The organism is Croceicoccus sp. Ery5 (assembly GCF_020985325.1).
GTDB lineage: Bacteria > Pseudomonadota > Alphaproteobacteria > Sphingomonadales > Sphingomonadaceae > Croceicoccus.
In genome coordinates this window covers 1,639,782-1,662,961 of record NZ_CP087587.1, presented here as the reverse complement: position 1 = coordinate 1,662,961, position 23,180 = coordinate 1,639,782, and the positions used below count along the sequence as shown (strand labels likewise).

Genomic DNA, 23,180 nt, shown 5'->3' with positions numbered 1-23,180 from the left:
CTAAGTCCCGGCGCGAGTTTCGATAAGTCCTGCCCAGATGGCCGCCTGCCCGCCATGGCGCAAGCCCCATCGCGGCGGATCGGCGATTTCGGCCAACGATTGCAGCCAACGATTGCAGAGTGCACACCCCCGCATGACCAGCCCGTCGCAGCCCAGCATTCGACCGCCTCGACCGGCGCATCCGGCGCTGCGACTGTTCATTGCGATCTTGATGGCGCTGCTCGGCTTCATCGCCGTGCCCGCTGCCGCCCAGACCAACCATATCGCCGCCCAACTGGTCCCCGAACGCGCCGCCAAGCCCGGCGAAACCATCGAAATTGCCATCGCGATGAGGCCCGAAGACGGCTGGCACGGTTATTGGCTGAACCCGGGGGATGCAGGCTTTGGCATGGGGCTGGACTGGGAATTGCCCGACGGTGCCATGACCGGCGCACCGCTCTATCCCACGCCCGAGCCTTTGCTGATCGGCTCGCTGATGAACCATGTCTACGAAGGGCCCTATGCGGTGCTGGTACCCTTTACCGTGCCCGTCGATGCAGCGGCGGGAGACGCGCTGCCTGTGCGGCTGCGGGCAGACTGGCTGGCCTGCACCGACCGTATCTGCGTGCCCGAACAGGCCGAGCTTTCAGCGGTGGTCACCGTCGCCGCAGAAGATGCCAACCCTTCCGCCGCGACAGTTTCCGATCCGCGTTTTGCGTCATGGCGACAAGCACTGCCCGCACCGGTTCTGGCCAAGGGCCGCTATCAGATCGATGGCGGGAATATCCGCATTGCCGTCCCGCTTGCCGCCAGTGCGCAAGAGGATCAGCCGCATCTGTTCTTCGCAGACGACGGGATCGTCGATTACGCCGCCCCGCAGAACTTCGAACGGCAAGGCGACTGGCTGATCGTAGCGTCCAAGGCGCGTCAGAACGCCAGGGCGGGCGGGCCGCTGGAAATGGTGCTGCGGCTCGACACGACAGGCGCAGGGATCGGATTTACCGCCGAAGCAGGCAAGGTTCCGGCCATATCGGGTGCGAACATCAAACCGGACAGCCTGTTCGGCAGCACGGGCCTTGCACTGATCGCAGCGGCCTTCGCGGGCGGGTTGCTGTTGAATATCATGCCCTGCGTCTTCCCGATCCTCAGCCTGAAGGCGTTGCATCTGGCGCGTGCGGGCGGCGACGGCCACGCAGCCCGGCGCGAGGCGCTTGCCTATACCGCCGGTGTGGTGCTGGCCGTGCTGGCGCTGGGCGGGGTGATGCTGGCATTGCGCGCTGCGGGGAGCGAGATCGGCTGGGCCTTTCAATTGCAGGAACCCGCGACGATCGTGCTTTTGCTGGCGTTGGTGGTGGCGATCACCGCCAATCTGGCGGGGCTTTTCGAATTCACCCTACCCGTCGGCGTGGAAAGCAACGGCGGCGGCGCATTCATGACCGGTTTGCTGGCGGCCGTTGCGGCCACGCCATGCACCGCGCCTTTCATGGCAGCGGCAATGGGCGCGGCCCTGCTCTTGCCGCCGGTACAGGCCTTGCTGCTGTTCGGCGCTCTGGGCCTTGGCCTTGCCACACCATTTCTTGCGATCGGCTTTATTCCCGCCCTGCGCCGCCTGCTGCCACGCCCCGGCCCTTGGATGGAGCGGTTTCGTCGCATCATGGCAATTCCGATGGCGCTGACGGACATGGCGCTTTTGTGGCTGGGGTGGCGATTGGGGGGAACCGCACTGCTGGCAGGTGGTGTGCTGCTCACGCTGCTCGTGCTGGCCTTGTGCTGGCTGGTGCGCAAACGCCAGCGCCGCGGTTTGTCGGCCATGTTGCCCGCCGTGGCCGCCTGCCTTGTCGCGCTTGCAGGCGCGGGCGCGGCCAGTGCCTTTGTCGATCCGCAAGACAATCGCCCCCCCGAAAGCGCGATACCCGGTACCCTTCCATTCAGCGAGGATGCCCTGGCACAGGCACGCGCAAAGGGACCGGTGTTCCTTTATTTCACTGCCGACTGGTGCGTCACCTGCAAGGTCAACGAACAGGTCGCCATCGCCCGCGATCCGGTGATCAAGGCATTCGGCGACAATGGTGTTACCGTCATGGCGGGTGACTGGACGCGCCGCGATCCCGCGATCACCCGGTTCCTGTCTGCCCAAGGGGCGGCGGGAGTGCCGCTTTATCTATGGTATCGGCCCGGGCACGAGGCGGATCAGCTTCCGCAAGTTTTGCACAGCCAGTTGCTGATCGACAGGGCGGTCTTGTCGAACGGGAAGCCCGAACGGTAAGAATCCATCCAATTGAATCCCATGCGGAACCGCGCAACCGGAACCGCGTTTCCCTTTCGTCGGCCCCGTTTGCGCGGGACCAACACAAGGGGTCCGAAAATATCGAACGGCATCAGGCGGTTCGGACAAGATGGGCAGACAAGGAATGACTGCTGTTGGACCTGTTGAACGCAAGGAATGCAGAGAAAGACCAGTGATTCTTCTTGTTGAAGACGAAATGATCATCGCATTCGACCTGCACGACCGGCTGGCCGATTGCGGGTACGAAGTCGATGGCCCCTACCCCAGCGTGGCCCGCGCGATGAGCGCGATTGGCGAGGTGCGGCCCGAAGCAGCCATTCTGGACGTGCAACTGACCGATGGCGATGTAATGCCGCTGGCCGACCGCCTTGCCGAAATGAATGTCCCGATCATTTTTCACTCGGGCCATGCGAAGCCCGAGTTTCTGAAACAGCGCTATCCCGATGCCGCCATTTGCGCAAAACCCTGCTCGGTCGGCACGCTGGAGGATTCGCTGCGCAGCATGCTCGTCCACAGCCGCTAGCCGCCAGCTTGCGCCGCGCTTGGCCGTTACCTAAGCCATAGGGGCACGGGCTGGCCGTGCGCAACGACTGGACGGGCCATGGGGCTGATCTGCGTATTCAACGGACCCAATCTCAACCTGCTCGGCACGCGTGAGCCGGAGATTTACGGGCATGACACGCTGGACGACGTGGAAAGCCTGTGTGCCGAAAAATGCCGCATTCTCGGTCATGCGATGCGCTTTACCCAATCCAATTCCGAAGGCGATCTGGTAACCTGGATACAGGAAGCGCGTGGAAAGGCAGACGGCATCGTCATCAACCCCGCAGCCTTTACCCACACTTCGATCGCGATCCGCGATGCGCTGGCTGCGTTCGACGGACCCTTCGTCGAAATCCATATTTCCAACGTCCATGCGCGAGAGAGTTTTCGTCATTACAGCTATCTCTCCGACATTGCGGCGGGCGTGATCGTGGGCTGCGGTGTGGCGGGTTACGGCTATGCCATCGATGCGGTTTCGCGGCTGATCGATAAGGGCTGACCGAAAGGCAACAGGTGCGAAAAAAAGCCCCGCGCGAACCGGCGCGCGGGGCTTTTTTCATATCTACCGGCCGCGATCAGGCCAGCTCGGAAACCAGCTTTAGCACCCTGTCCGCATGATCCTTGCGGCAGATCAGCAGATCGGGCAGCGACACATCCTCGCGGTTATAGCGCAGCGGCGAACCGTCGATTCGCGAGGCGTGGAGCCCATGCGCCAGCGCCACCGCAGCAGGGGCGCAATTGTCCCATTCGTACTGCCCGCCCGAATGAAGATAAATATCGGCCTCTCCGCGAATAATCGCCATGGCCTTGGCCCCTGCGCTTCCCATCGGGACCAGTTCGGCGCCGATCGCCTCGGCAACGGCCTCGCTGTCCTTGCCGGGGCGCGTGCGGCTGACGACCATACGCAGCCGTTCAGGCGCGGGCGGAAGTTCCGTCACCTCATCGGTGCGCAGCACGGTGGGAACGCCCGGCAGCGCGACAGCGCCGATGACCGGCTCGCCCTTGATCGCAAGGCCGACATGAACGGCCCAGTCGGTCCGTCGCTCGCCGTATTCGCGGGTGCCGTCGACAGGGTCGATGATCCACACCCGGTCCTTGCCCAGCCGTTCCATCGTGTCACGGCTTTCCTCGGACAAGACCCCATCGTCGGGACGCTGGGCAGCGATCGCGCGCATCAGAAAGGCATTGGCGGTATTGTCGCCCGCACTGCCCAAAGGCTTGCCCTCGATCAGCCCGCTGTCGCGCACCTCGACCGCGATGCGCCCTGCGACCTCGGCCAGCCGCGCAGCCAGTTCGGCATCGTCCCTGATTATCGTGTCCGTCATCGTCACCACCCCAGCACATATTCGACGATGCGGTCGGCCGCTTCCTCGGCCGTCATGCTCGTCGTGTCGATACGGATTTCCGGATTGGCCGGCGCTTCATAGGGGCTGTCGATCCCCGTGAAGTTCTTGAGCTCGCCCGAACGCGCCTTTTTATACAGGCCCTTCACATCGCGCGACTCCGCAACGCTGAGCGGCGTATCGATAAAGACCTCGACGAATTCGCCTTCTTCCATCATCGCGCGCACCATGTCGCGTTCGGCCCGGAACGGGCTGATAAAGGCAGTGACGACGATCAGGCCCGCGTCGGTCATCAGGCGCGACACCTCACCCACGCGGCGGATATTCTCGATCCGGTCCGCATCGGTAAAGCCCAAGTCCTTGTTCAACCCGTGGCGCACATTGTCGCCGTCGAGCAGGAAGGAATGGCGGTTCATCCGGTGCAGGCGCTTTTCGACCAGATTGGCGATGGTCGACTTGCCCGAACCCGACAGGCCGGTGAACCAGAGCACCTTGGCCGTCTGGTTTTTAAGGTCGGCCCTCGCCTCGCGGGTGATATCCATCGCCTGCCAGTGCACGTTCTGCGAACGGCGCAGCGCGAAATGGATCATGCCCGCCGCCACGGTCTGATTCGTGATCTTGTCGATCAGGATAAACCCGCCCAGCGCCTTGTTCAGCCGTCCCTGATCGTCGCGATAGGGCAGGAATGTGAGCGGCTTGTCCGTTACCATTTCGGCAACGCCAATGGCGTTCAGTTCCAGCGTCTTGGCGGCCAGATGGTCCAGCGTGTTGACGTCGATCTGGTATTTCGGCTGCTGAAGGCTGCACGATACGGTCTGGCTGGCGCATTTCAGCCAATATGACCGGCCGGGCAGCATCGCCTCGTCCGACATCCATACGATGGTGGATTCGAACTGGTCCGCGCTTTCGGGCGGATTATCGGCGGCCGCGATCACGCTGCCGCGCGATACGTCGACTTCATCCTCCAGAGTGATGGTTACCGACTGGCCCGCTTGCGCCTCTTCCAGATCGCCATCGAAAGTGACGATGCTTTTGACGATGCTCGACTTGCCCGAAGGCACGATGCGCACCGGATCGCCGGGCTTGACCGTGCCGCCGGTGATCTGCCCCGAAAAACCCCGGAAATCGAGGTTCGGTCGGTTCACCCATTGCACCGGCATGCGGAAGGGCTTGGCCAGATCCTCGTCCGAGGACAGTTCGACCGTCTCCAGATGCTCCATCAGCGTGGGGCCGGTGTACCACGGCGTCTTGCCCGACAGCTCGGTGATATTGTCGCCCTTGAAGCCCGAAATCGGAATGGCGGTGAACGCCTCGATCCCCACTTCCTCTGCGAACTCACGGTAATCCTGCACGATGTCGAGGAACGCCGAACGGTCGTAATCGACCAGGTCCATCTTGTTGACCGCCAGCACGACGTGCTTGATCCCGACCAGATGGGCCAGGAAGCTGTGGCGGCGCGTCTGCACCAGCACGCCCTTGCGCGCATCGACAAGGATCACGGCGAGATCGGCGGTGGATGCCCCCGTCACCATATTGCGCGTATATTGTTCGTGCCCCGGCGTATCGGCGACGATGAACTTGCGCTTTTCGGTGGCGAAGAAGCGATAGGCGACATCGATAGTGATGCCCTGTTCGCGTTCGGCGGCAAGACCGTCGACCAGCAGGGCGAAATCGATCTCCTGCCCCTGCGTGCCCACACGCTTGGAATCGGCCTGCAGATCCGCCAGCTGGTCTTCGAAGATCATCTTCGAATCGTACAGCAAGCGCCCGATCAGCGTCGATTTACCGTCATCCACGCTGCCGCAGGTGATAAAGCGCAGCATCGTCTTGTGCTGATGCTTTTCGAGATAGGCGTCGATGTCCTGCTCGATCAGCGCATCGGTCTTGTAGACGGGCTCGTCCTGGATATTCGACATCAGAAATAGCCCTCCTGCTTCTTCTTCTCCATGCCGGCACCACCCGCATCCTTGTCGATGGCGCGGCCCTGCCGCTCGCTGGTGGTGGTCAGCAGCATTTCCTGAATGACTTCGGACAGGTTCGCCGCCTCGCTCTCGACCGCACCGGTCAGCGGATAGCAACCCAATGTGCGGAACCGGATCGAACGCATGACCGGCTCCTCGCCCTCTTTCAGGGGGAAGCGGTCATCGTCGACCATCAGCAGCAATCCGTCACGCTCCACCGTGGGACGCGGGGCGCTGAAATAGAGGGGGACGATCTCGATCCCCTCAAGCTGGATATATTGCCAGATATCCAGCTCGGTCCAGTTGGAGATCGGGAAGACGCGGATACTCTCACCCTTCGCCTTTTTCGCGTTGTAAAGGTTCCACAATTCGGGACGCTGGTTCTTGGGGTCCCAGCCATGGCTGGCCGTCCGGAACGAAAAGATGCGCTCCTTCGCGCGGCTCTTTTCCTCGTCGCGCCGGGCGCCGCCGAAGGCCGCGTCGAAACCGTGAATGTCCAGCGCCTGCTTCAGCCCCTCGGTCTTCCACATATCGGTATGCAGCGGGCCATGGTCGAACGGGTTGATCCCACGCTCCTTCGCTTCGGGATTCTGATGCACGATCAGTTCCATGCCCGCGTCGCTGGCGGCACGGTCGCGCAATTCGTACATCGCCTGAAACTTCCAGGTCGTATCGACATGCATCAACGGAAAAGGCGGCGGGCTGGGATAGAACGCCTTTTTCGCAAGGTGCAGCATCACGGCGCTGTCCTTGCCCACAGAGTAGAGCATGACCGGATTCTCGGTCTCTGCCACGACTTCGCGGATGATGTGGATGCTCTCGGCCTCAAGCCGTTCGAGATGGGTCAATGCACGTGGCAAAACTCGCTCCCTTTGTCGGGTCGCACAGGAAATTGGCGGTGTCCGGCAATGGGATAACGGGCGGGTTTTTCAGGGGGTAGAAAAAATCTCTTTAAGCGCCTCAAGCGATTTTTTAGCGGCTTTTCGCCAGATGCGTCCTATTCAATTGAGCTGCCAGAATTGCAGGTTCAGAATTGAGGCAAAGGCGATCCACGCCAGATAGGGCACCAGCAATGCCGCCGCCAAACGGCTGACCCGCGCGGTATAGGCAATGGTCGCCAGCACCAGAATCACCAGAAGGACGATCCAGAAAAACCCGAATGCCAACATGTGCATTCCAAAGAAGATCGGCGACCATAAAAGGTTCACCACCAGCTGGACGCCGAATATCGCCAGTGCGGATTGCTTATGCGCCTTGCGGTCGCTGGCCAGCACCAGTGCCAGTGCAAATCCCATCATCGCATAGAGAATCGTCCAGACCACGCCAAACAGCCAGCCCGGCGGGAAGATATCGGGCTTTACCAGCGCATCGAACCACGGATCGCCAACGCCCGACCCTGACAGGCGCCCTGACGCCAGCCCGAGAATCACCACTGTGGGCACGCAGATCATCGCCCACCAAAGCGTCGATTTCTGGCGATAGGACGGAATGTGCACCGGCGGTTCGGTCGCTGTGCGGTCTTCGGGCGTGTTCATACCGTTTCCAACTCCCCTCAGGCCGCGCGTGTTCCCCTCGCTGCCCAGATCAGGAATTCTATATTGCCTTCAGGCCCCTTGATAGGGCTTTCGGTCAGGCCGCGCACAGTCCAGCCTTGGGATCGCAGCCAGCCTGCCACTTCCTCGCAAACCCGTTCGTGCAAGGCCGCATCACGCACCACCCCGCCCTTGCCCACTTCCTCACGCCCCACTTCGAACTGCGGCTTGATGAGCGCGACCAGCGTCGCATCCGGCGCGGCGAGCGAGAGCGGCACAGCCAGCACCTTTGCCAGCGAGATGAAGCTGGCGTCGCACACCACCCAGTCGCAGGGGCGGTCGATCTGTTCCGCCGTCAGAATGCGGGCGCTGGTCTGTTCCAGCACGGTAACCCGCGGATCGCTCCGCAATTTCCAGGCCAGCTGGTTCGTGCCCGAATCGACGGCGAAAACATGGCTTGCCCCGTTGGTCAGCAGCACATCGGTAAATCCGCCGGTCGAACTGCCGATATCCATCGCCGTCGCACCATCCGGGTTCAACCCGAAATGGTCGAGCGCATGGGCCAGCTTGATCCCGCCGCGCGACACCCATGGATGATCGCGCCCGCGCACCTCTATGGAGGCATCGGACGGCAGTTGCTGTCCGGGCTTGGCGATCTTCACCTCGCCCGCGAACACCAGCCCCGCCATCACCAGCGCCTGTGCGCGGCTGCGGCTTTCGGCCAGTTCGCGTTCGACCAGCATCTGGTCCACCCGCATCTTGCGCGGTTTCTGCTTTTTGTCGGTTGAGGAGCTGTTTTTCGGGGATTCTGTCATTGTCGGTCGGCTGGAAAAACCGCTTTGGCCGATTGGCGCTTGAGCGAACGGTGAAGGCTTCGCATAAGCAGACCATGACGCCAAGCCGCAATTCCCTTTCGCCCGTTTCCGCAATCCCAGAAACCGCGCGCCGCACGACCGCCGCCGCGGCCATGCGGCGTTGCTGGACATTGACGGGTACAATGATCGCCGCAACGGGGCTGGCGCTGACGACCGCATGTGCCCCGACGCCGCCCCCGCCCGCCCCCGCTCCGGCCCCTGCGCCCGTTCCGGCACCGGCGCCCGCACCGGTCCAGCGGACGATTGCCGATTGGCAGGATGCGCCGGTGACCCCAGGCACCTGGGCCTATCGCGCGGACGGCAATGTTACCCGCGCCTTGTTCGGTACCACCCAATCGGGTGCGCAGTTCACCATGGCCTGCGAAAGGCCGAGCCGCCAGATCCGCCTGTGGCGCGCGGGCAGCCCCGCGAATGCCGCCGAAACCGGCATGACGGTGGCGACGACCTCTACCACCCGTACAGTGCCCGCCGCCGTTCAGTCGGGTGCTTCGCCGCAACTGGTCGCCAGCCTGTCGCCCAATGATTCGCTGGTCGATGCCATCGTATTCTCGCGCGGAAAATTCGCCGTGTCGGTATCGGGCCAGACATTGCTGGTGATGCCGAGCTGGGCGGAAGTGGCGCGGGTGGTGCAGGATTGCCGTCAATAGCGCGCCAAAAGGGCGAAAATCCGGCAATTCACCCTGTGTATTGAGGGGCTTGACCTGATTTGCGACAACCCGTCTATTCTGACAGTGAATAAAACAATTTCAAGCCTTGTCGTTGCAGCGCAAAAACTGCAGCCTGCGAATCAAGGACGGGGCGACGGGTCGCCGCAGACCGCCAGGAAGCGGTCAGCGAAGGCCCGGATCCCGCCCCGGCCCGGCCGCACGCAAGGCACCAGGGGGCTTGCGAATGCGCGGCAATCTTGGCCCCGGCGCGAAAGGAGGTGATCCGATGTCTCATGGTCCAGCAGAGAGGTCGGTGAAGTCCACTACGAGGCATTATCGCTGAGTTACTTTCGCCGCCTGCGCCTTTCCTCGAAAAGCAATTTTCCTGATCGGCAAGCGGGCGCGGAAGAGCGATAAAGGCTTCGTCAGGGCGGCACTTCCTGGCCGCTGACCATGCGAAACCCCGTGGCGAGCCTGCTCGCTGCGGGGTTTCTCATATCGGCGCCGCGCGGCAGTCTCTGTTCGCGCCTGCAGCAGCGACCGACGCCTGAATGCTGCCAACTAGCGGTATCAGCGCGCTTATTCCCACCCGATACCCGCACTTCGGCTCATCGCATTTGCGAGAACCTTTTGTCCTGTCACCCGTTGCGGCTGCGGTCGGGCTTTAGAAGGAGACTTGCGCCATGTGGAAAAAAATCGCCTGCAGCCTAGCTGCGACAGGCCTAATCGCCGCGCCGGTAATGGCCAGCGCCCAAAGCGCCGAGCGCGCGACGCAACCTGCGGCGGAAAGCAGCGAGCTCGGCGGATCGAGCCTTATTCCGATCGCCCTTATGCTGGCCATGATTGGCGGCGGCGTCTGGCTGGTCGTCGACGATGACGACGACGATCCGGTCAGCGTGTAATTACCGGGCGGGGCGAGACGGATCGTTTCGCCCCGCTGCATGAACCGCTTGCCGACTATATGGTCCGAATACTGCCGCCTTGGCCGGATTTTCCCAAGCTTGTTTGCACTGCAGCATGAACCGGTGTATCCTGCGCAAAGCTACTAGTCTGACTATTCACACTAGCGAGCGAGATCGACCATGATCCAGAAAATCCTCAGCACCTCGGCAATGGGCATGGCGGCTGTCATGCTGGCGAGCGCTCCGGCGATGGCCAAGTCGAATAAATCCAGCCCGCTCAATACCGTGGGCCAGAAGTCTTCGCACGGTTCGTCCTATGAACACAAATCGGGCAAATCGCACGATGACGGTAATAAGAACACCAAGAGCCATCATTCCAGCGGCTACCCCGGTAAATCGGGAGATGCGCCCGGACGATGCGTTTCCAATATTGCCAAACCGCATCACGGCTATGGCATCAGTGGCGAAATCAAGAAAAAGTGTAAGCCGGTCAGCCGGTAACAACTAACATCGCAGTTCTCCCGATCTCTTGGGCCGAACCGGTGTAGCGGTTTGTTCCGCTGCGTCGATTTGTTTTTCGCACTGCAACCCTCGCTTTCAGAGGCTGTTTTAAAATTTATTTTCCGCGGGCAAAAATGACACAGCTGTTAAGGCTATTTGTTAATAGCTCGGTGAAATTGATGAAAAATAAAGCATTTTTGCGCCCCAAAATTAACAGCCGCCCTGATTGGCGTCAACGTTTGCCTCGCAAAATATCCCTAAAACATCGAATTCGTGGCCATTGAGGCCATGATATCAAGGCATCGGCCATACTGCATTGCAATATAGTCGCTTTGTGGGAACAAAGGCTTTCGAAACGAACGGCAATTTTTGCGAGGAACGATGCTGCTAAAGAGACTCACGGCTGCCATTATCGCTATTAATGTGGTGATTGCGCCGATTCACGCTCATGCTGCTCCGCTCGGTACTGTTGGCGCTGCCAACGCCCGCATTGCCGGTCCCGCCGGCGAAACGAGCGAGCTTACCGCCGACGGTAATGGGACATTGCTGATCCTGCTGGGTCTGCTGCTTATCGCAGGCGGCGTGTATGTCGCCACCAAGAAGGACGACGACGATACGGAGCCGCCGCCGGTCAGCTTCTGATCCGTCGCTTCGATTTCCGAAAGGCCGCCCCGTCCCAGTGACCGGGCGGCTTTTTCATGCGCGCTCTCCAGGCAAAATACTGGCGCGGCGGTTCTGCCATACGCAAATTTGCCAACGGGGGCATCACGCGCCATCCCCTCAGCCAAAGTGCCAGTATACGATTCGTCTTTTACCGGCGCACCAGTCGGTCCGGACAGGTTCAAACTGGCCGGGTAATGTTGAGCCGACAAACAACTAGGAGAGCAGAATGGCAGAGGCCGTCACCGTCGAAGTCCAAAACGGCATCGCGATCGTCACGATCGCCAATCCCCCCGTCAACGCACTGGGTCACGAAGTGCGCAAGGGGCTCGACGCCGCGGCTGACCGGATTGCAGGCGATGCCGATATTCTCGCCGCGGTGATCCGTGCCGAGGGCGCGACCTTTCCTGCCGGTGCCGATATCGGGGAATTTCCCGACGTGCCTGCCCCGTTCCACGGCGATGTGTTCGACAAGATAGAGGCTCTGGAAAAGCCGGTCGTTGCGGCCATGCATGGCACCGCGCTGGGGGGCGGGCTGGAACTGGCGCTGGGCTGCCATTATCGTGTCGCGGCAGAGGGATCGAAAATGGGCCTGCCCGAGGTGCAACTGGGTCTGCTACCCGGTGCGCGCGGCACGCAGCGTCTCCCCCGCCTGATCGGCGCAGAGGCTGCGTTGGGCATGATGCTGACGGGCAAACCCATCGACGCGGCAAAGGCGCTGAAAGCCGGCCTGATCGACAAGATCGTACCCGCAGGCGAACAGGACAAGGCCGCCATCGAAATGGCCACGGCGCTGATGGCGCAGGATGCCCCCCTGCCCCGCGCTTCGCAAGACAGCGAATGGACCGCGAAAGACCGGTCCGATCCGGCCCTGTTCGACCGTATCAGGGAAACGCATGGCCGCCTGTTCCGCGGCGTCATCGCACCCGACGCGATCGTCACATGCGTGAAGGCAGCGGTCGAACTGCCCTTTGCGCAGGGGATAGAGGTCGAGACCAGCGAGTTCACCCGCCTGCTGACATCGGACCAGTCGCGTGCCCTGATCCATGTTTTCTTCGCCATGCGCGACACCGCCAAGGTGCCCGGTATCGGCAAGGAGACCCCGCTGATCGACATCAAAAGCGTAGGCATCATCGGTGCGGGCACCATGGGGGGCGGTATTGCGATGTGCTTTGCCAATGCTGGCATTCCGGTCAAGCTGGTCGAGGTAAAGGCTGAAGCACTGGAGCGCGGCCTTGGAGTGATCCGCAGGAATTACGAGAATACGGCGAAAAAGGGCCGGCTGACCGACGATCAGGTCGAGAGCCTGACGGGCCTGATCACCGGCACGCTCGACATGGACGATCTGGCCGATGTCGATCTGGTGATCGAGGCGGTGTTCGAAAGCATGGAGGTCAAGGAAAAGGTCTTTTCCCGTCTGGACGCGATCGCCAAGCCCGGCGCTATTCTGGCGTCGAACACCAGCTTCCTCGATATCGACCACATCGCCGCGCTGACCAGGCGGCCCGAGATGGTGCTGGGACTGCACTTCTTCTCGCCCGCCAATGTCATGCCTCTGCTGGAAGTGGTGCGCGGCGACAAGAGTTCGGACAGCGTGATCGCCACAGGCATGAAACTGGGCAAGACGTTGCGCAAGACGCCCGTGCTGGCGCGGGTGTGCGACGGTTTCATCGCCAATCGCCTGATGTTCCCCTATCTGGTCGCCAGCCAGAACATGCTGCTACGCGGCACGCCGATGCAGGAAATCGATGCCGCGATGAAGCAATACGGCTTTGCCATGGGCCCGATCGCCCTGCTCGACCTGATCGGGCTCGATGTCATCACCTTCCCCGGTGAAGTGACCATGACGGGCGAACTGGTAAAAGCCGAACGCCGCGGGCAAAAGCTGAATGGCGGTTTCTACGACTATGACGAAAAGCGCCGTGGCACCCCTGCCCCCGCCGCTCTGGAAATCGTCGAAAAAGTGCGCACCGCAAACGGTATCGAGGCGGCGCCGCCGCTGACGGCGGACGAGGTGCTGACTGGCCTCCTTTATCCGGTGGTCAACGAAGGCGCGAAAATTCTGGAAGAGGGGATCGCGCTACGGGCGGGCGATATCGATGTCACCGCGATCCTAGGGTATAACTGGCCGTCCTATCAGGGTGGACCGATGTGCTGGGCCGATATCCACGGCCTGCCCAAAATCGTCGAAGGTTTGAAGGCGATGGGCATCGAACCGGCCAAGCTGCTTGCTGAAAAGGCGGCGTCGGGCGGTTCGTTTACCTGACCGGTCGGGCGGCGGTCCTAAGCAGGTCCATGGGCCTGCGCATAGGCCGCCGCCGCACCGAACAACCCAGGTTGTGGATGGGTGATCAGCTTGACCGGCAGCTTTTCCATCAAATGCCTGAACCGGCCCTTATAGACGAAGCGGTCGGCAAAGGCGGGTTTCGACAGCTCATCCTTTAGCCGCAGACCCAATCCGCCGGCGATGACAACCGCATTGGCACCATGGGCCAGTGCCAGATCGCCCGCCGCCGCGCCCAGGATCATGCAAAAGCGTTCGCATGCCATCACCGCCACAGGATCGCTGCCCGTCAACGCCGACAGCCATAATTCGCGGTCATCACCCGATGGCATGGGCAGCCCCTCCATCCTCGCGATGGATTCGGCCAGATAAACGATCGCCGGTCCCGAACACATTCGTTCCACCGACACGCGCGGAAGGGATGCGCGCACGTTCGCGAGGATTTGTTCCTCCACGCGATCTTCGGGCGCGAATCCGATGTGGCCACCCTCGGTCGGTTGCACGCGATAGGATCCGTCCGCCCGCCTGATCAGCGCCGCGACCCCAAGGCCGGTGCCGGGCCCGCAGATCGTGGTCGTGCCATGGGGCGGAAATTCTTCCGGCCCCGCCAGATGTTCGAAATGCGCCGGATCGGCTGCGGCCACCGCATGGCCCACTGCCTCGAAGTCGTTTATCAGCACATGGGAATCGACCCCCAGTTCCGATGCGATTTCGGCAGGCCGGATGATCCAGTGCGAATTGGTGAACTTGATCGTCTCGGCACTGACGGGCCCCGCCACGGCTATCGCCGCAGCGCGGGGAAGCGGCTCGTCCTGAGCATCGGCAAAGCGCTGCCATGCCGCTGCAAGGCCGGCAACGCTGCCCGTGGCGAAGGTAATCGGTTCGGCCAGACGGGTGACGGCTCCGTTTGCGACCTCGGCAATCGCGAAACGGGCATTGGTACCGCCCACATCGATGGCGACGAGTTTCTGGTCCATAATCATGGCCCTATGCCTAGCAGCGATGGCCCGATACGAAAGCCCGCAATCGCCTTCTTTTAACGCGGCAGCAGATAGGCACCCTGCGGCACCGGATCGTCGAACCGCTTCACGCTGCCTGCCAGCGCTTCCGAAACCAGATGATTGACCAGTTCGGGGAACAGCAACGGTTCCTCCGCCGCCTCCCACAGGAAGAAGCCATAGCTACCGGGAATGGCGTTGATCTCGTTGAACCAGATTTCGCCCGTTTCGCGGTTCGACATGAAATCGATGCGCGGCGCACCGCGATGGCCCAGCGCGATAAAGGCGCGGCGGGCATAGTCGTGGATCGTCGCCTTCATGTCGGCGGGCAGATCGGGATTGATATCGCGGGTTAACGACAACATGCCCTCGGACGGCAGGAAAGACCCCTTGGTCCCGCCACCGGACGACAGATATTTTTCCTTGAAATCCAGCAGTTCCGCACCGCTCTTCGGACGCTCTATCGCCGACAGCTTTACATCCTGTGCATCGCGGTCCCATCGCATGGCGATATTATATTCGACCAGGTTCTGAACCTGCGGCTCGATAATCGCCAGATTGTCCTGCGCCAGCACATAGGCGACCAGCGCGGGCAAATCGGCCGCTGTCCTGGCCAGTCCGACCCCGATGGAACTGCCCAGATTCGCGGGCTTCACGATGGTCGGAAATCCGAATTTGGCTTCCACCTCCGCGATCAGGGCCTGCGTATCGGCCAGCTTCGCGCGGTTCGCGGTCACGTGGTCCAGCACGTTTACGCCCGCCAGCTTTACCAGCGCCTTGGTCGCGTCCTTGCGCATGGCCATCGCGCTGGAACCGGCGGCAAAGCCCGTTACCGGAATGCCCAGCATTTCGAAATGGCCCTGCAGGCGCCCGTCCTCTCCGAACGGTCCGTGGAAAACGGGCAGCACGCAATCAATGGGCGTCTGCTCATGCCCCTGAAACGTCTGCATGACCGGGCCGCGCTCGCTCCAGCGGAAAAACACTTCGGGCGCGCCAGAGGGCTTGGGCTTGAACCGCCTGATGTCGCGCAGAAACGGGGCGGAGAAGAAGCGGTTCTCGAAATCCGTATAGACGGGGATCACCTCGATCTCGCGCACGTCGCAGCCGTCCATCAGCTGATGGGCCGACACGACCGAGACATCGTGTTCCTGACTGGCGCCGCCGAACAGCACGGCTACTTTCAACCTGTTGTCATTCGCGACCGACATGTGCGCTATCCCCAGTTCCAACGCAGGCCACCCACAGGGTGACGCGTGCTCATCTTGTGCGCCGCATCTGGCGCTGTAAGAAGGGCGGCATGAAGCCTCCCCATCATATTCGGATCGGCACGCCGGGCGCGCCCAAAGTGGCGTTCGGTCACGGCTGGGATCGTTCGCACCGCGATTTCATCCCTGTTGCCGAGGCGCTTGCGCCGCTTATCGATGCCTACCTGTTCGATCTGCCGGGTTTCGGCAAGACCGAGAGGCCGGATGATGCGTGGGGAACGGTGGAATACGCCGATTACATGGCGCGCCACATGGTCGACCAGCTGGGGTTCGACCTGTGCACATGGGTCGGGCACAGCCTTGGCGGACGGATCGGCCTGCGGCTCGGCCGCCGGTCGGGCGGATTGATCGAGCGGCTGGTGATCGTCGCGGGCGCAGGCGTGCCCCGCAGCCGCTCGCGGTGGGAACAGTTCAAGGGCAAGCGCCGGTCTGCCCGGTTCCAGCGCCTGAAGGCACAGGCGAAGGACGAGGCGACGCTGATCGCGCTCGAAAAGAAATTCGGCAGCCCCGATTACGTGCACAGCCGCGAAACCGGCATGCGCGATATTTTCACTGCCACGGTGACCGAGGACCAGACCGCCGAATTGCCGCGCATTACCATGCCGACCACGCTGATCTATGGTGCCGACGATGTCGACACCCCGCCCGAGGTGGGCCGCAAGATCGCTTCGCTGGTGCCGGCTGCCAGCTATGTCGAAGTGCCGTTCTGCGACCATATCTCGATCCTAGACCGCGGGCGGCACCAGATCGCGCTGGCCATTAAGGAAGGGCTGCCCAAGGGCGCGCCGACGGCCAGCGATCTGCCAGGGGCCGGAACGACGGAGCGCGGCCGATGATCTATCTGACCGTCATCCTGTTCGCTGCGGCATTCGCGTTTCTGCTCTGGGTGCGGCTGCATACGCTGCTCACCTATTTCCAGCAGGAGGAATATAACGCCGGCCGCTTCCCCGCCGCGATCCTGCGCATGCGGCTGTTCGATGTTCGCGCCAGCATCGTCCTGCTGGTGCTGACGGGCATTGCCGCGCTCGCCATGGCAAAGGGCGAACTGGTCGGGCTGGCGCTGACCTCGATCCTTGCCAGTGCGGCGCTGTTGGTGGCGATCGCATGGCACGAAAAGCAATATCGCTATAAAAAGCCGCTCGCCCTGACCGAACGGGCCAGACGTATCCGCAATGTGGCCGCCATCATCTGCGTGCTGCTGGTCCTGCTGGCCACGATGGGGCCGATACAGGCGCTGATCGCGATACAATTGCCGCCGCTGGCACTGATCATCGCCAATGCCATTCTGCAACCCGTACAGGAAAGGGTGAACGAGGGATTCGTCGCGGAAGCACGCGACAAGCTGGCACGGCTCGATCCCTTGCGCATCGGCATTACCGGCAGCTTCGGCAAGACCACCACCAAGCATATTTTCGCCGAGGTACTGGGCGTGTCCGCGCCGGTATTCTACTCGCGCGGGTCGATCAATACGGTGCTGGGCCTTACCCGTCATATCCGCGAACGGCTGCAATGGAGCCATCGCTATTTCATCGCCGAAATGGGTGCATACGGTATCGGTTCGGTTGCACGGCTGTGCCGGTTCGTGCAGCCCGATTACGGCATCGTTACCGCCATCGGCGACGCGCATACCGAACGGTTCGGATCGGTCGAGAATATCGCAAAGGCCAAGTCCGAACTGGTCGAGGCCGTGTGCGACAAGAGCGGCACGGCCGTCGTCGCGACGCAGGTGATGGATTACGCCCCGTTTCGCGGGCTGGCCGAACGCTTCCCCGGACAGGTCGTGACCGTCGGGCCGGAAGAAAACGCCGATATCCGCATTGTCAGCGCCGCGCTGCAGGATGCCGACTGGGTCATTACGCTGAAGGACAGGCGCAGCGAAGGCATTGGCACCATCAGCTATGAATTGCCGCTGCTGGGCGAACACAATGTCACCAATTCGGCACTGGCCGTGGCGATGGCCGCGATCATCGATCCCGCCATTGCAAAGCGCATACCGCTGGTCACGCCCGATGTCGAACAAGTGCCGCACCGTTTGCAAAAGCGGGAAAGCCCCGGCGAGGCGCTGGTGCTGGACGATGCCTATAATGCGAACGAGGCCGGGTTCCGCAATGCCGTCGCGGTGGCATCCGAACTGGCGAAACAGCGTGGCGGGCGGGCGATTCTGGTCACCCCCGGCATTGCCGAGCTGGGGATGGAGCACGACCGCGTCCATGCCAAGCTGGGCGAATATGCGGCGGGGCTGGCCGATGTGATCTATGCGGTCAATCCTTCGCGCATTCCCGCCTTTACCGGCGCGCTGGCCGCCGCAGGCAAGCCCGCGATCGAAGTCGCCAGCTTTGCCGAGGCACGCAAGGCTTTGCAGATCGACACAAAGCCCGAAGATGTCGTGCTGTATGAAAACGACCTGCCTGACCTTCTTGAAGAGAAGCGTCTGCTCTGACGGGGTGATTTACTTAAAGTTTGAATGATGGCCTCCCCCGCCGCATAGTCGGGTTGGGGGAGTCGTTTTCGTCAATCAAAGGCCGATACCTGAAACAATCTCTCCCAATGGGTCGCGCATTGTCACGCTCATAAGAGGGGACTGCCTCATGAATATGTCCACGATCCGCCGCACTGCCATCGCGGCGTGCACCGCTGCCATCGCCCTGACCGCGCAACCCGCCATCGCGCAGTCGCTGGACGATTCCACCATCATCACGCTCTACAAGATCAAGGGCGACCGGTATATGGACGCGCTGCGCTTTATGGCCATGCGCGAAAAGGTCGCCGCCGAAGCGGGCCTGCCTGCCGATGTGTTCTATTTTCACGAACAGGGCGCGGGCTGGACGATGATCCAGATATCGCAGCCCTGGCCCGACGACGCGATGGAAAAGATGGAAGCGGCCGGCAAGAAGCTGAACATTCCCAAGCCAGCACCCGGCGCATTCATGGCGATGATAAACGACCACGAGGATGTCATCGTCTCCGGTCCGACCACCGCCACCGCCAAGCTGGCCGAATGGGAAGAGGCCGGCGCCGAATGAAGATGTGCGCCGGTGCCCGATCAGCGGCACCGGCGCGGCATCGTGGCACGGATTGCGGTGGATAATCGGCAGCGTTAACGAATTATTGCACGGCTTGGTGATAGCTTGCGCAGGCACGCAATCCGGAGCCATTATGAACCTGCGCATCGAGGACCGTTCGCGAGTGACGGTTCATGGACTTTATCGCATCACCAACGGGCGCGAGCGCGCGGCGATCATCATCGATTTGTCGCCAAAGGGCTGCCGCCTGCTTGAACGCATGTACCAACTGCCGATCGGCGCGGATATCATGCTGACCATGGGGCATATCTCGGCCTTTCCCGCGCGCATCTGCTGGAACGACGGCTCGTTCTATGGGGTGGAGTTCAAGCGCCCGCTTCACCGCGTCGTGCTGGAACATCTCTATCGCGGCGGCGCGCCCATATTGCGCGCGCCGTCGGGAGAGGAAATGGCCGAAACCGGCGAAGACTAAAGCGTTTCGAAAATCGCGCCAAAGTCCTTGCCCCCCAAGCCTGCCGCATTGGCTGCCTCGTAAATCTCGGTCGCCTTGGCGCCCAGGTCCACCTTGGCCCCGCTGCCTGCTGCCGCATCCATGGCAAGTTTCAGGTCCTTCAGCATCAGCGCCACGGCGAAACCGCCTGCATACCCATTATCGGCAGGGCTTGCCGCGCCGACACCCGGTGCGGGCGTGTAATCGTTGAGCGACCAGCAATAGCCCGTCGACTTCGAACTGATCTCGTGAAATTTCTCCATCGCCAGCCCGTTGCGTTCGGCCAGTTTCAGCGCCTCGCACGTGCCGATCATGTGGCATGCCAGCAGCATGTTGTTGCACATCTTGGCCACTTGTCCCGCACCGGCATCCCCGGCGCGGATCACGGCCTTGGCCATCGGTTCGAGAACGGGTTCCGCGCGTGCAAAAGCAGCATCGGTCCCGCCCACCATAAAGGTCAGCGTGCCGCCATTGGCCGCCGCGATGCCGCCCGAAACCGGTGCATCGACCATGTCGTAACCGGCCGCTTGCGCCGCCGAAATCACCTTGCGCGCGGTGGCGACATCGATGGTCGAACAATCGACCAGCAATGCGCCCTTGGGGGCATGGCCGATGATCTCGTTACCATAGACCGCATCGACGATCGCGCCATTGGGCAACATCGACACCACCGCGTCGACACCCGCCACTGCCTCTTTGGCCGAGGCAAAACCGGTACAGCCCGCTTCGACTGCATGGGCCAATGCAGCCTCGCTCAGGTCGAAAGCGGATATATCGTGCCCTGCCTTCGCCAGATTGGCGGCCATGCCGCCACCCATGTTGCCAAGGCCGATAAAGGCGATTTTCATTTTGCTATCCTCTCCAGAATTCCGTGATGCGGCAGGGCCCTAGCGCCCCTTCCATTGTCCCTCGCGCTTCTCGACGAACGCGGACATGCCCTCGGCCTTATCCTCGGTCGCGACCAGGATCTGGAACATGCGCCGTTCGGCCACCAGACCCTGATCCAGCGTCGTTTCGAACGCCATATGGACCATTTCCTTGTTCATCATCGCGGCCATCGGCGGCATGGCGGCAATCGTCGCCGCGGTTTTCAGTGCATCGTCCAGCAAATCGGCGGCCGGAACGATCCGCGCGACCAGCCCTGCCCGCTCGGCCTCTTCGGCACCCATCATCCGGCCCGTCAGGCACATTTCCATCGCCTTGGACTTGCCGATCGCCTTGGACAGCCGCTGCGAACCGCCCATGGCGGGGGCCACGCCCAGCTTGATTTCAGGCTGACCGAATTTCGCCGTGTCCGATGCCAGAATGAAATCGGCCATCATGGCAAGCTCGCACCCGCCGCCCAGCGCAAAGCCGTTCACGGCGGCGATCCACGGCTTGCGGGTCTTTTTCACCACATCCGAAGTCCAGCCCGCGAAAAAGTCCTCCAGATAGAAATCGGCGACCTGCTTCTCGATCATTTCCTTGATGTCGGCACCCGCGGCAAAGGCCTTGTCCCCGCTGCCCGTCAGCACCAGACAGCGCTGGGTCGCATCGCGCTCGTAATCCGCGAAGGCGGCGGTGAGATCGGCCAGAACCTGCGAATTCAGCGCGTTCAGCGCCTTGGGCCGGTTCAGCGTGACCACCGTCACCGCCCCTCGTGTTTCGACAAGGATCGTTTCAAAGCTCATAAAGGTTTCCATTCCTCTTCCGGCGGGAGCGGCGCGAACACCGCATCCACCGCCCTGGGGTCGATATCCGCGACATTGGCCGGGCTCCATGCCGGATCGCCGGTCTTGTCGACCAGCAGCGCGCGCACGCCTTCGGCAAAATCGGGCAGCATGATCGTGCGGCTGGCGGCGCGGAATTCCATCGCCATATTCTCGGCAAAAGTGCTGGCGCGCACACCCTCGCGCAGCTGCCGCAGCACCAGCGCGCAGGTCATGGGGCTTTTGGTACGCAATGTGCGCAATTCCTTGCCCGCCCATTCGCCGCCATCGGCCTCCAGCGCCGCGATAATCTCTGCCAGTGTGTCGCCCGCGAACAGCCGGTCGATTTGCGCCATATTGCCGCGCAGACGCGGTTCGGACGGCTCCACAGCCAGAGAGCCGAGGATCATCTCGATCCGGTCGGGATCTTCGGTAATGCGCGCTTTCGCCTCTGCCGTGGCGACACTGTCAAGGTAATGCGTACCCAGCCCCGCCCACAGGCATTCCGACCCGTCGAGCCGCGCGCCCGTCAGGCCCAGAAACTTCCCCAATTGCCCCGGCAGACGCGACAGATACCAGCCGCCACCAACATCGCAGATCAGGCCGATTCCGGTTTCGGGCATGGCATAGCGCGTATTTTCGGTGACCACCCGATATTGCGCCGGCTGCGCGATACCGACACCGCCGCCCATGGTGATGCCGTCCATAAAGGCGATCACCGGCTTGGGGAACGTGAACAGCAGATGGTTCAGCTGATATTCGCGGTAGAAGAACGCAGCCCCTGTCTTGCCGCCATCTTCCAACGCCGAATTGCGCAGCAGCGTCACATCGCCGCCCGCACAGAAACCACGCCCCTCGGCATGATCGAAGACGACCGCCTTCACCTCTTCATCATCGCGCCACTCCAGCAGCGCCGCGATCATCGCCTCGCACATGTCCATCGTCAGCGAATGGATCGCCTTGGGCCGGTTCAGCGAGATATGACCAATCTTCTTGCCCGGTGTGCCATGCGTGTGGATCAGCACATCGCTCATTTCACCATCTCCCGTCCGACGATCATGCGCATGATCTGGTTCGTCCCTTCCAGGATCGAATGGACGCGCAGGTCGCGCCACAGCTTTTCGACGGGATATTCCTTGAGGTAACCGTAACCGCCGAACAATTGCAGCGCGCGGTCGACCACGCTGCTGCCGGTTTCGGTGGCGATCATCTTGGCCATCGCGGCAAAACGCGTTTTGTCGGGCGAACCGGCGGTCACCTTGGCAGCCGCAAGATAAAGCAAGGCCCGCGCCGCCTCCAGTTCTGCCGCCATATCGGCCAGGGTGAATTGGGTGTTCTGGAAATCGGCAATGGCACGGCCAAATTGCTGGCGATCCTTCACATAGGCCAGCGCCTCGTCAATCGCACGCTGCGCCCCGCCCAGCGAACAGGCGCCGATATTCAGGCGTCCGCCGTCCAGCCCCTTCATGGCGATGGCGAAACCCTCACCCTCGGCGCCGACGATGTTTTCCTTCGGCACCTTCACCTTGTCGAGGATGAGCGCGGCCGTGGGCTGCGAATTCCAGCCCAGCTTTTTCTCCTGCGCGCCAAAGGATACGCCTTCCATGTCCTTTTCGATCACCATGCAGGATATGCCCTTGGGTCCATCCTCACCCGTGCGGACCATGGTGACATAGATTTCGTTTACCCCGCCGCCCGAAATGAACTGCTTCGATCCGGTGACTTCCCAGTGATCGCCCCTGTCGACCGCCTTGGTCTTGAGCGCCGCCGCATCCGATCCCGACCCCGGCTCGGTCAGGCAATAGCTGGCGATATGATCCAGCGTGACAAGATCGGGCAGATATCTGGTCTTCACCGCCTCAGCCCCGAACGCGTCGATCATCCAGATCGCCATATTGTGGATCGAGATGAAGGCGCTGGTCGAGGGACAGCCATAGGACAAGGCTTCCATGATCAGCGCCGCTTCCAACCGGCCCAGCCCGATGCCGCCCGCTTCTTCAGAGACATAGATCGCGCCAAAACCCAGCTCGCCAGCCTGCGTCAGCATATCGCGGGGCAGGATTTTCTCTTCATCCCAGTGGGCGGCATGGGGCGTGATGGCGTCGGCGGCAAAGCGCCGCGCCATTTCCTGTATTGCCTGTTGATCTTCGGTTAGGTCGAACTGGCCTGTCATGGTTCCTCTGTTCTTTTATCGGGCAATCT

The 23,180-nt window shown here is 61.9% G+C and carries 23 protein-coding genes; 12 read left to right on the top strand and 11 right to left on the bottom strand.

Going from position 1 to position 23,180, the window contains the following annotated elements; translation table 11 throughout:
- The first annotated feature begins 133 nt into the window (after positions 1-133).
- The 3 genes from LOZ74_RS07690 (at position 134) to aroQ (ending at position 3,308) form a co-directional block, all read left to right on the top strand.
- Complete coding sequence (locus tag LOZ74_RS07690; protein WP_230293553.1) at positions 134-2,245, top strand: protein-disulfide reductase DsbD; 2,112 nt, start codon at positions 134-136, stop codon at positions 2,243-2,245.
- 193 nt (positions 2,246-2,438) lie between these two features.
- Positions 2,439-2,789, top strand: coding sequence for a response regulator (locus tag LOZ74_RS07685; RefSeq protein WP_230293552.1), 351 nt, complete (start codon positions 2,439-2,441; stop codon positions 2,787-2,789).
- Between the two features lie 78 nt (positions 2,790-2,867).
- Complete coding sequence (aroQ, locus tag LOZ74_RS07680; protein WP_230293551.1) at positions 2,868-3,308, top strand: type II 3-dehydroquinate dehydratase; 441 nt, start codon at positions 2,868-2,870, stop codon at positions 3,306-3,308.
- 76 nt (positions 3,309-3,384) lie between these two features.
- Here the strand turns inward: aroQ and LOZ74_RS07675 are convergent, their stop codons facing one another.
- The 5 genes from LOZ74_RS07675 to LOZ74_RS07655 form a co-directional block, all read right to left on the bottom strand.
- Positions 3,385-4,134 (bottom strand): 3'(2'),5'-bisphosphate nucleotidase CysQ, encoded by a 750-nt coding sequence (locus tag LOZ74_RS07675; RefSeq protein ID WP_230293550.1) that lies wholly within the window; start codon positions 4,132-4,134, stop codon positions 3,385-3,387.
- Between the two features lie 2 nt (positions 4,135-4,136).
- Entirely contained in the window at positions 4,137-6,068 is a 1,932-nt protein-coding gene (gene cysN / locus LOZ74_RS07670) for a sulfate adenylyltransferase subunit CysN (RefSeq protein ID WP_230293549.1), read from the bottom strand.
- Positions 6,068-6,973: a sulfate adenylyltransferase subunit CysD gene (cysD, locus tag LOZ74_RS07665; RefSeq protein WP_230281211.1), complete on the bottom strand. Its 906-nt coding sequence runs from the start codon at positions 6,971-6,973 to the stop codon at positions 6,068-6,070. Before cysD ends, cysN begins: the two co-directional genes overlap by 1 nt.
- A gap of 141 nt (positions 6,974-7,114) precedes the next feature.
- Positions 7,115-7,648 (bottom strand): TspO/MBR family protein, encoded by a 534-nt coding sequence (locus LOZ74_RS07660; protein ID WP_230293548.1) that lies wholly within the window; start codon positions 7,646-7,648, stop codon positions 7,115-7,117.
- Positions 7,649-7,665: 17 nt separating this feature from the next.
- Positions 7,666-8,460 carry a TlyA family RNA methyltransferase gene (locus LOZ74_RS07655; RefSeq protein WP_230293547.1) on the bottom strand — a complete coding sequence of 265 codons (795 nt, stop codon included), beginning with the start codon at positions 8,458-8,460 and terminating at the stop codon, positions 7,666-7,668.
- A 182-nt stretch (positions 8,461-8,642) separates the two neighbouring features.
- On the opposite strand from LOZ74_RS07655, the gene LOZ74_RS07650 reads away from it, so the two are divergent.
- The 5 genes from LOZ74_RS07650 to LOZ74_RS07630 all read left to right on the top strand — a co-directional run bounded on the left by LOZ74_RS07650 (position 8,643) and on the right by LOZ74_RS07630 (position 13,496).
- Complete coding sequence (locus tag LOZ74_RS07650; protein WP_230293546.1) at positions 8,643-9,167, top strand: hypothetical protein; 525 nt, start codon at positions 8,643-8,645, stop codon at positions 9,165-9,167.
- Between the two features lie 683 nt (positions 9,168-9,850).
- Positions 9,851-10,069, top strand: a complete 219-nt coding sequence (locus LOZ74_RS07645) for a hypothetical protein (protein ID WP_230293545.1) — start codon at positions 9,851-9,853, stop codon at positions 10,067-10,069.
- Positions 10,070-10,249: 180 nt separating this feature from the next.
- Entirely contained in the window at positions 10,250-10,570 is a 321-nt protein-coding gene (locus tag LOZ74_RS07640) for a hypothetical protein (protein ID WP_230293544.1), read from the top strand.
- A gap of 381 nt (positions 10,571-10,951) precedes the next feature.
- Complete coding sequence (locus tag LOZ74_RS07635) at positions 10,952-11,212, top strand: hypothetical protein (RefSeq protein ID WP_230293543.1); 261 nt, start codon at positions 10,952-10,954, stop codon at positions 11,210-11,212.
- A 247-nt stretch (positions 11,213-11,459) separates the two neighbouring features.
- Entirely contained in the window at positions 11,460-13,496 is a 2,037-nt protein-coding gene (locus tag LOZ74_RS07630; RefSeq protein ID WP_230293542.1) for a 3-hydroxyacyl-CoA dehydrogenase NAD-binding domain-containing protein, read from the top strand.
- 17 nt (positions 13,497-13,513) lie between these two features.
- Here LOZ74_RS07630 and LOZ74_RS07625 read toward each other — a convergent pair whose 3' ends face one another.
- Positions 13,514-14,491, bottom strand: coding sequence for a glucokinase (locus LOZ74_RS07625; protein ID WP_230293541.1), 978 nt, complete (start codon positions 14,489-14,491; stop codon positions 13,514-13,516).
- 59 nt (positions 14,492-14,550) lie between these two features.
- Positions 14,551-15,720 (bottom strand): hypothetical protein, encoded by a 1,170-nt coding sequence (locus tag LOZ74_RS07620; protein WP_230293540.1) that lies wholly within the window; start codon positions 15,718-15,720, stop codon positions 14,551-14,553.
- Between the two features lie 89 nt (positions 15,721-15,809).
- Here LOZ74_RS07620 and LOZ74_RS07615 point away from each other — a divergent pair, with 89 nt between their 5' ends.
- The 4 genes from LOZ74_RS07615 to LOZ74_RS07600 all read left to right on the top strand — a co-directional run bounded on the left by LOZ74_RS07615 (position 15,810) and on the right by LOZ74_RS07600 (position 19,272).
- A complete protein-coding gene (locus LOZ74_RS07615) occupies positions 15,810-16,613 on the top strand; it encodes an alpha/beta fold hydrolase (protein WP_230293539.1) in 804 nt (267 codons plus the stop codon).
- The gene (locus tag LOZ74_RS07610) at positions 16,610-18,217 is read left to right on the top strand and encodes a UDP-N-acetylmuramoyl-tripeptide--D-alanyl-D-alanine ligase (RefSeq protein ID WP_230293538.1); all 1,608 of its coding nucleotides are present in this window, start codon (positions 16,610-16,612) and stop codon (positions 18,215-18,217) included. The genes LOZ74_RS07615 and LOZ74_RS07610 overlap by 4 nt, the downstream gene beginning before the upstream one ends.
- A 148-nt stretch (positions 18,218-18,365) precedes the next feature.
- Positions 18,366-18,800: a hypothetical protein gene (locus tag LOZ74_RS07605; RefSeq protein ID WP_230281221.1), complete on the top strand. Its 435-nt coding sequence runs from the start codon at positions 18,366-18,368 to the stop codon at positions 18,798-18,800.
- A gap of 133 nt (positions 18,801-18,933) precedes the next feature.
- On the top strand, positions 18,934-19,272 hold the full coding sequence (locus LOZ74_RS07600) for a PilZ domain-containing protein (protein ID WP_230293537.1): 339 nt from the start codon (positions 18,934-18,936) through the stop codon (positions 19,270-19,272).
- Here LOZ74_RS07600 and mmsB read toward each other — a convergent pair.
- The 4 genes from mmsB to LOZ74_RS07580 are packed head-to-tail and all read right to left on the bottom strand — an operon-like array spanning position 19,269 to position 23,151.
- The gene (gene mmsB, locus LOZ74_RS07595; RefSeq protein ID WP_230293536.1) at positions 19,269-20,138 is read right to left on the bottom strand and encodes a 3-hydroxyisobutyrate dehydrogenase; all 870 of its coding nucleotides are present in this window, start codon (positions 20,136-20,138) and stop codon (positions 19,269-19,271) included. The genes LOZ74_RS07600 and mmsB overlap by 4 nt on opposite strands.
- 39 nt (positions 20,139-20,177) lie before the next feature.
- Positions 20,178-20,960, bottom strand: coding sequence for an enoyl-CoA hydratase-related protein (locus LOZ74_RS07590; RefSeq protein ID WP_230293535.1), 783 nt, complete (start codon positions 20,958-20,960; stop codon positions 20,178-20,180).
- Positions 20,957-22,012 (bottom strand): enoyl-CoA hydratase/isomerase family protein, encoded by a 1,056-nt coding sequence (locus tag LOZ74_RS07585; protein ID WP_230293534.1) that lies wholly within the window; start codon positions 22,010-22,012, stop codon positions 20,957-20,959. Before LOZ74_RS07585 ends, LOZ74_RS07590 begins: the two co-directional genes overlap by 4 nt.
- Entirely contained in the window at positions 22,009-23,151 is a 1,143-nt protein-coding gene (locus LOZ74_RS07580; RefSeq protein ID WP_230293533.1) for an acyl-CoA dehydrogenase family protein, read from the bottom strand. Before LOZ74_RS07580 ends, LOZ74_RS07585 begins: the two co-directional genes overlap by 4 nt.
- Between the last annotated feature and the right edge of the window lie 29 nt (positions 23,152-23,180).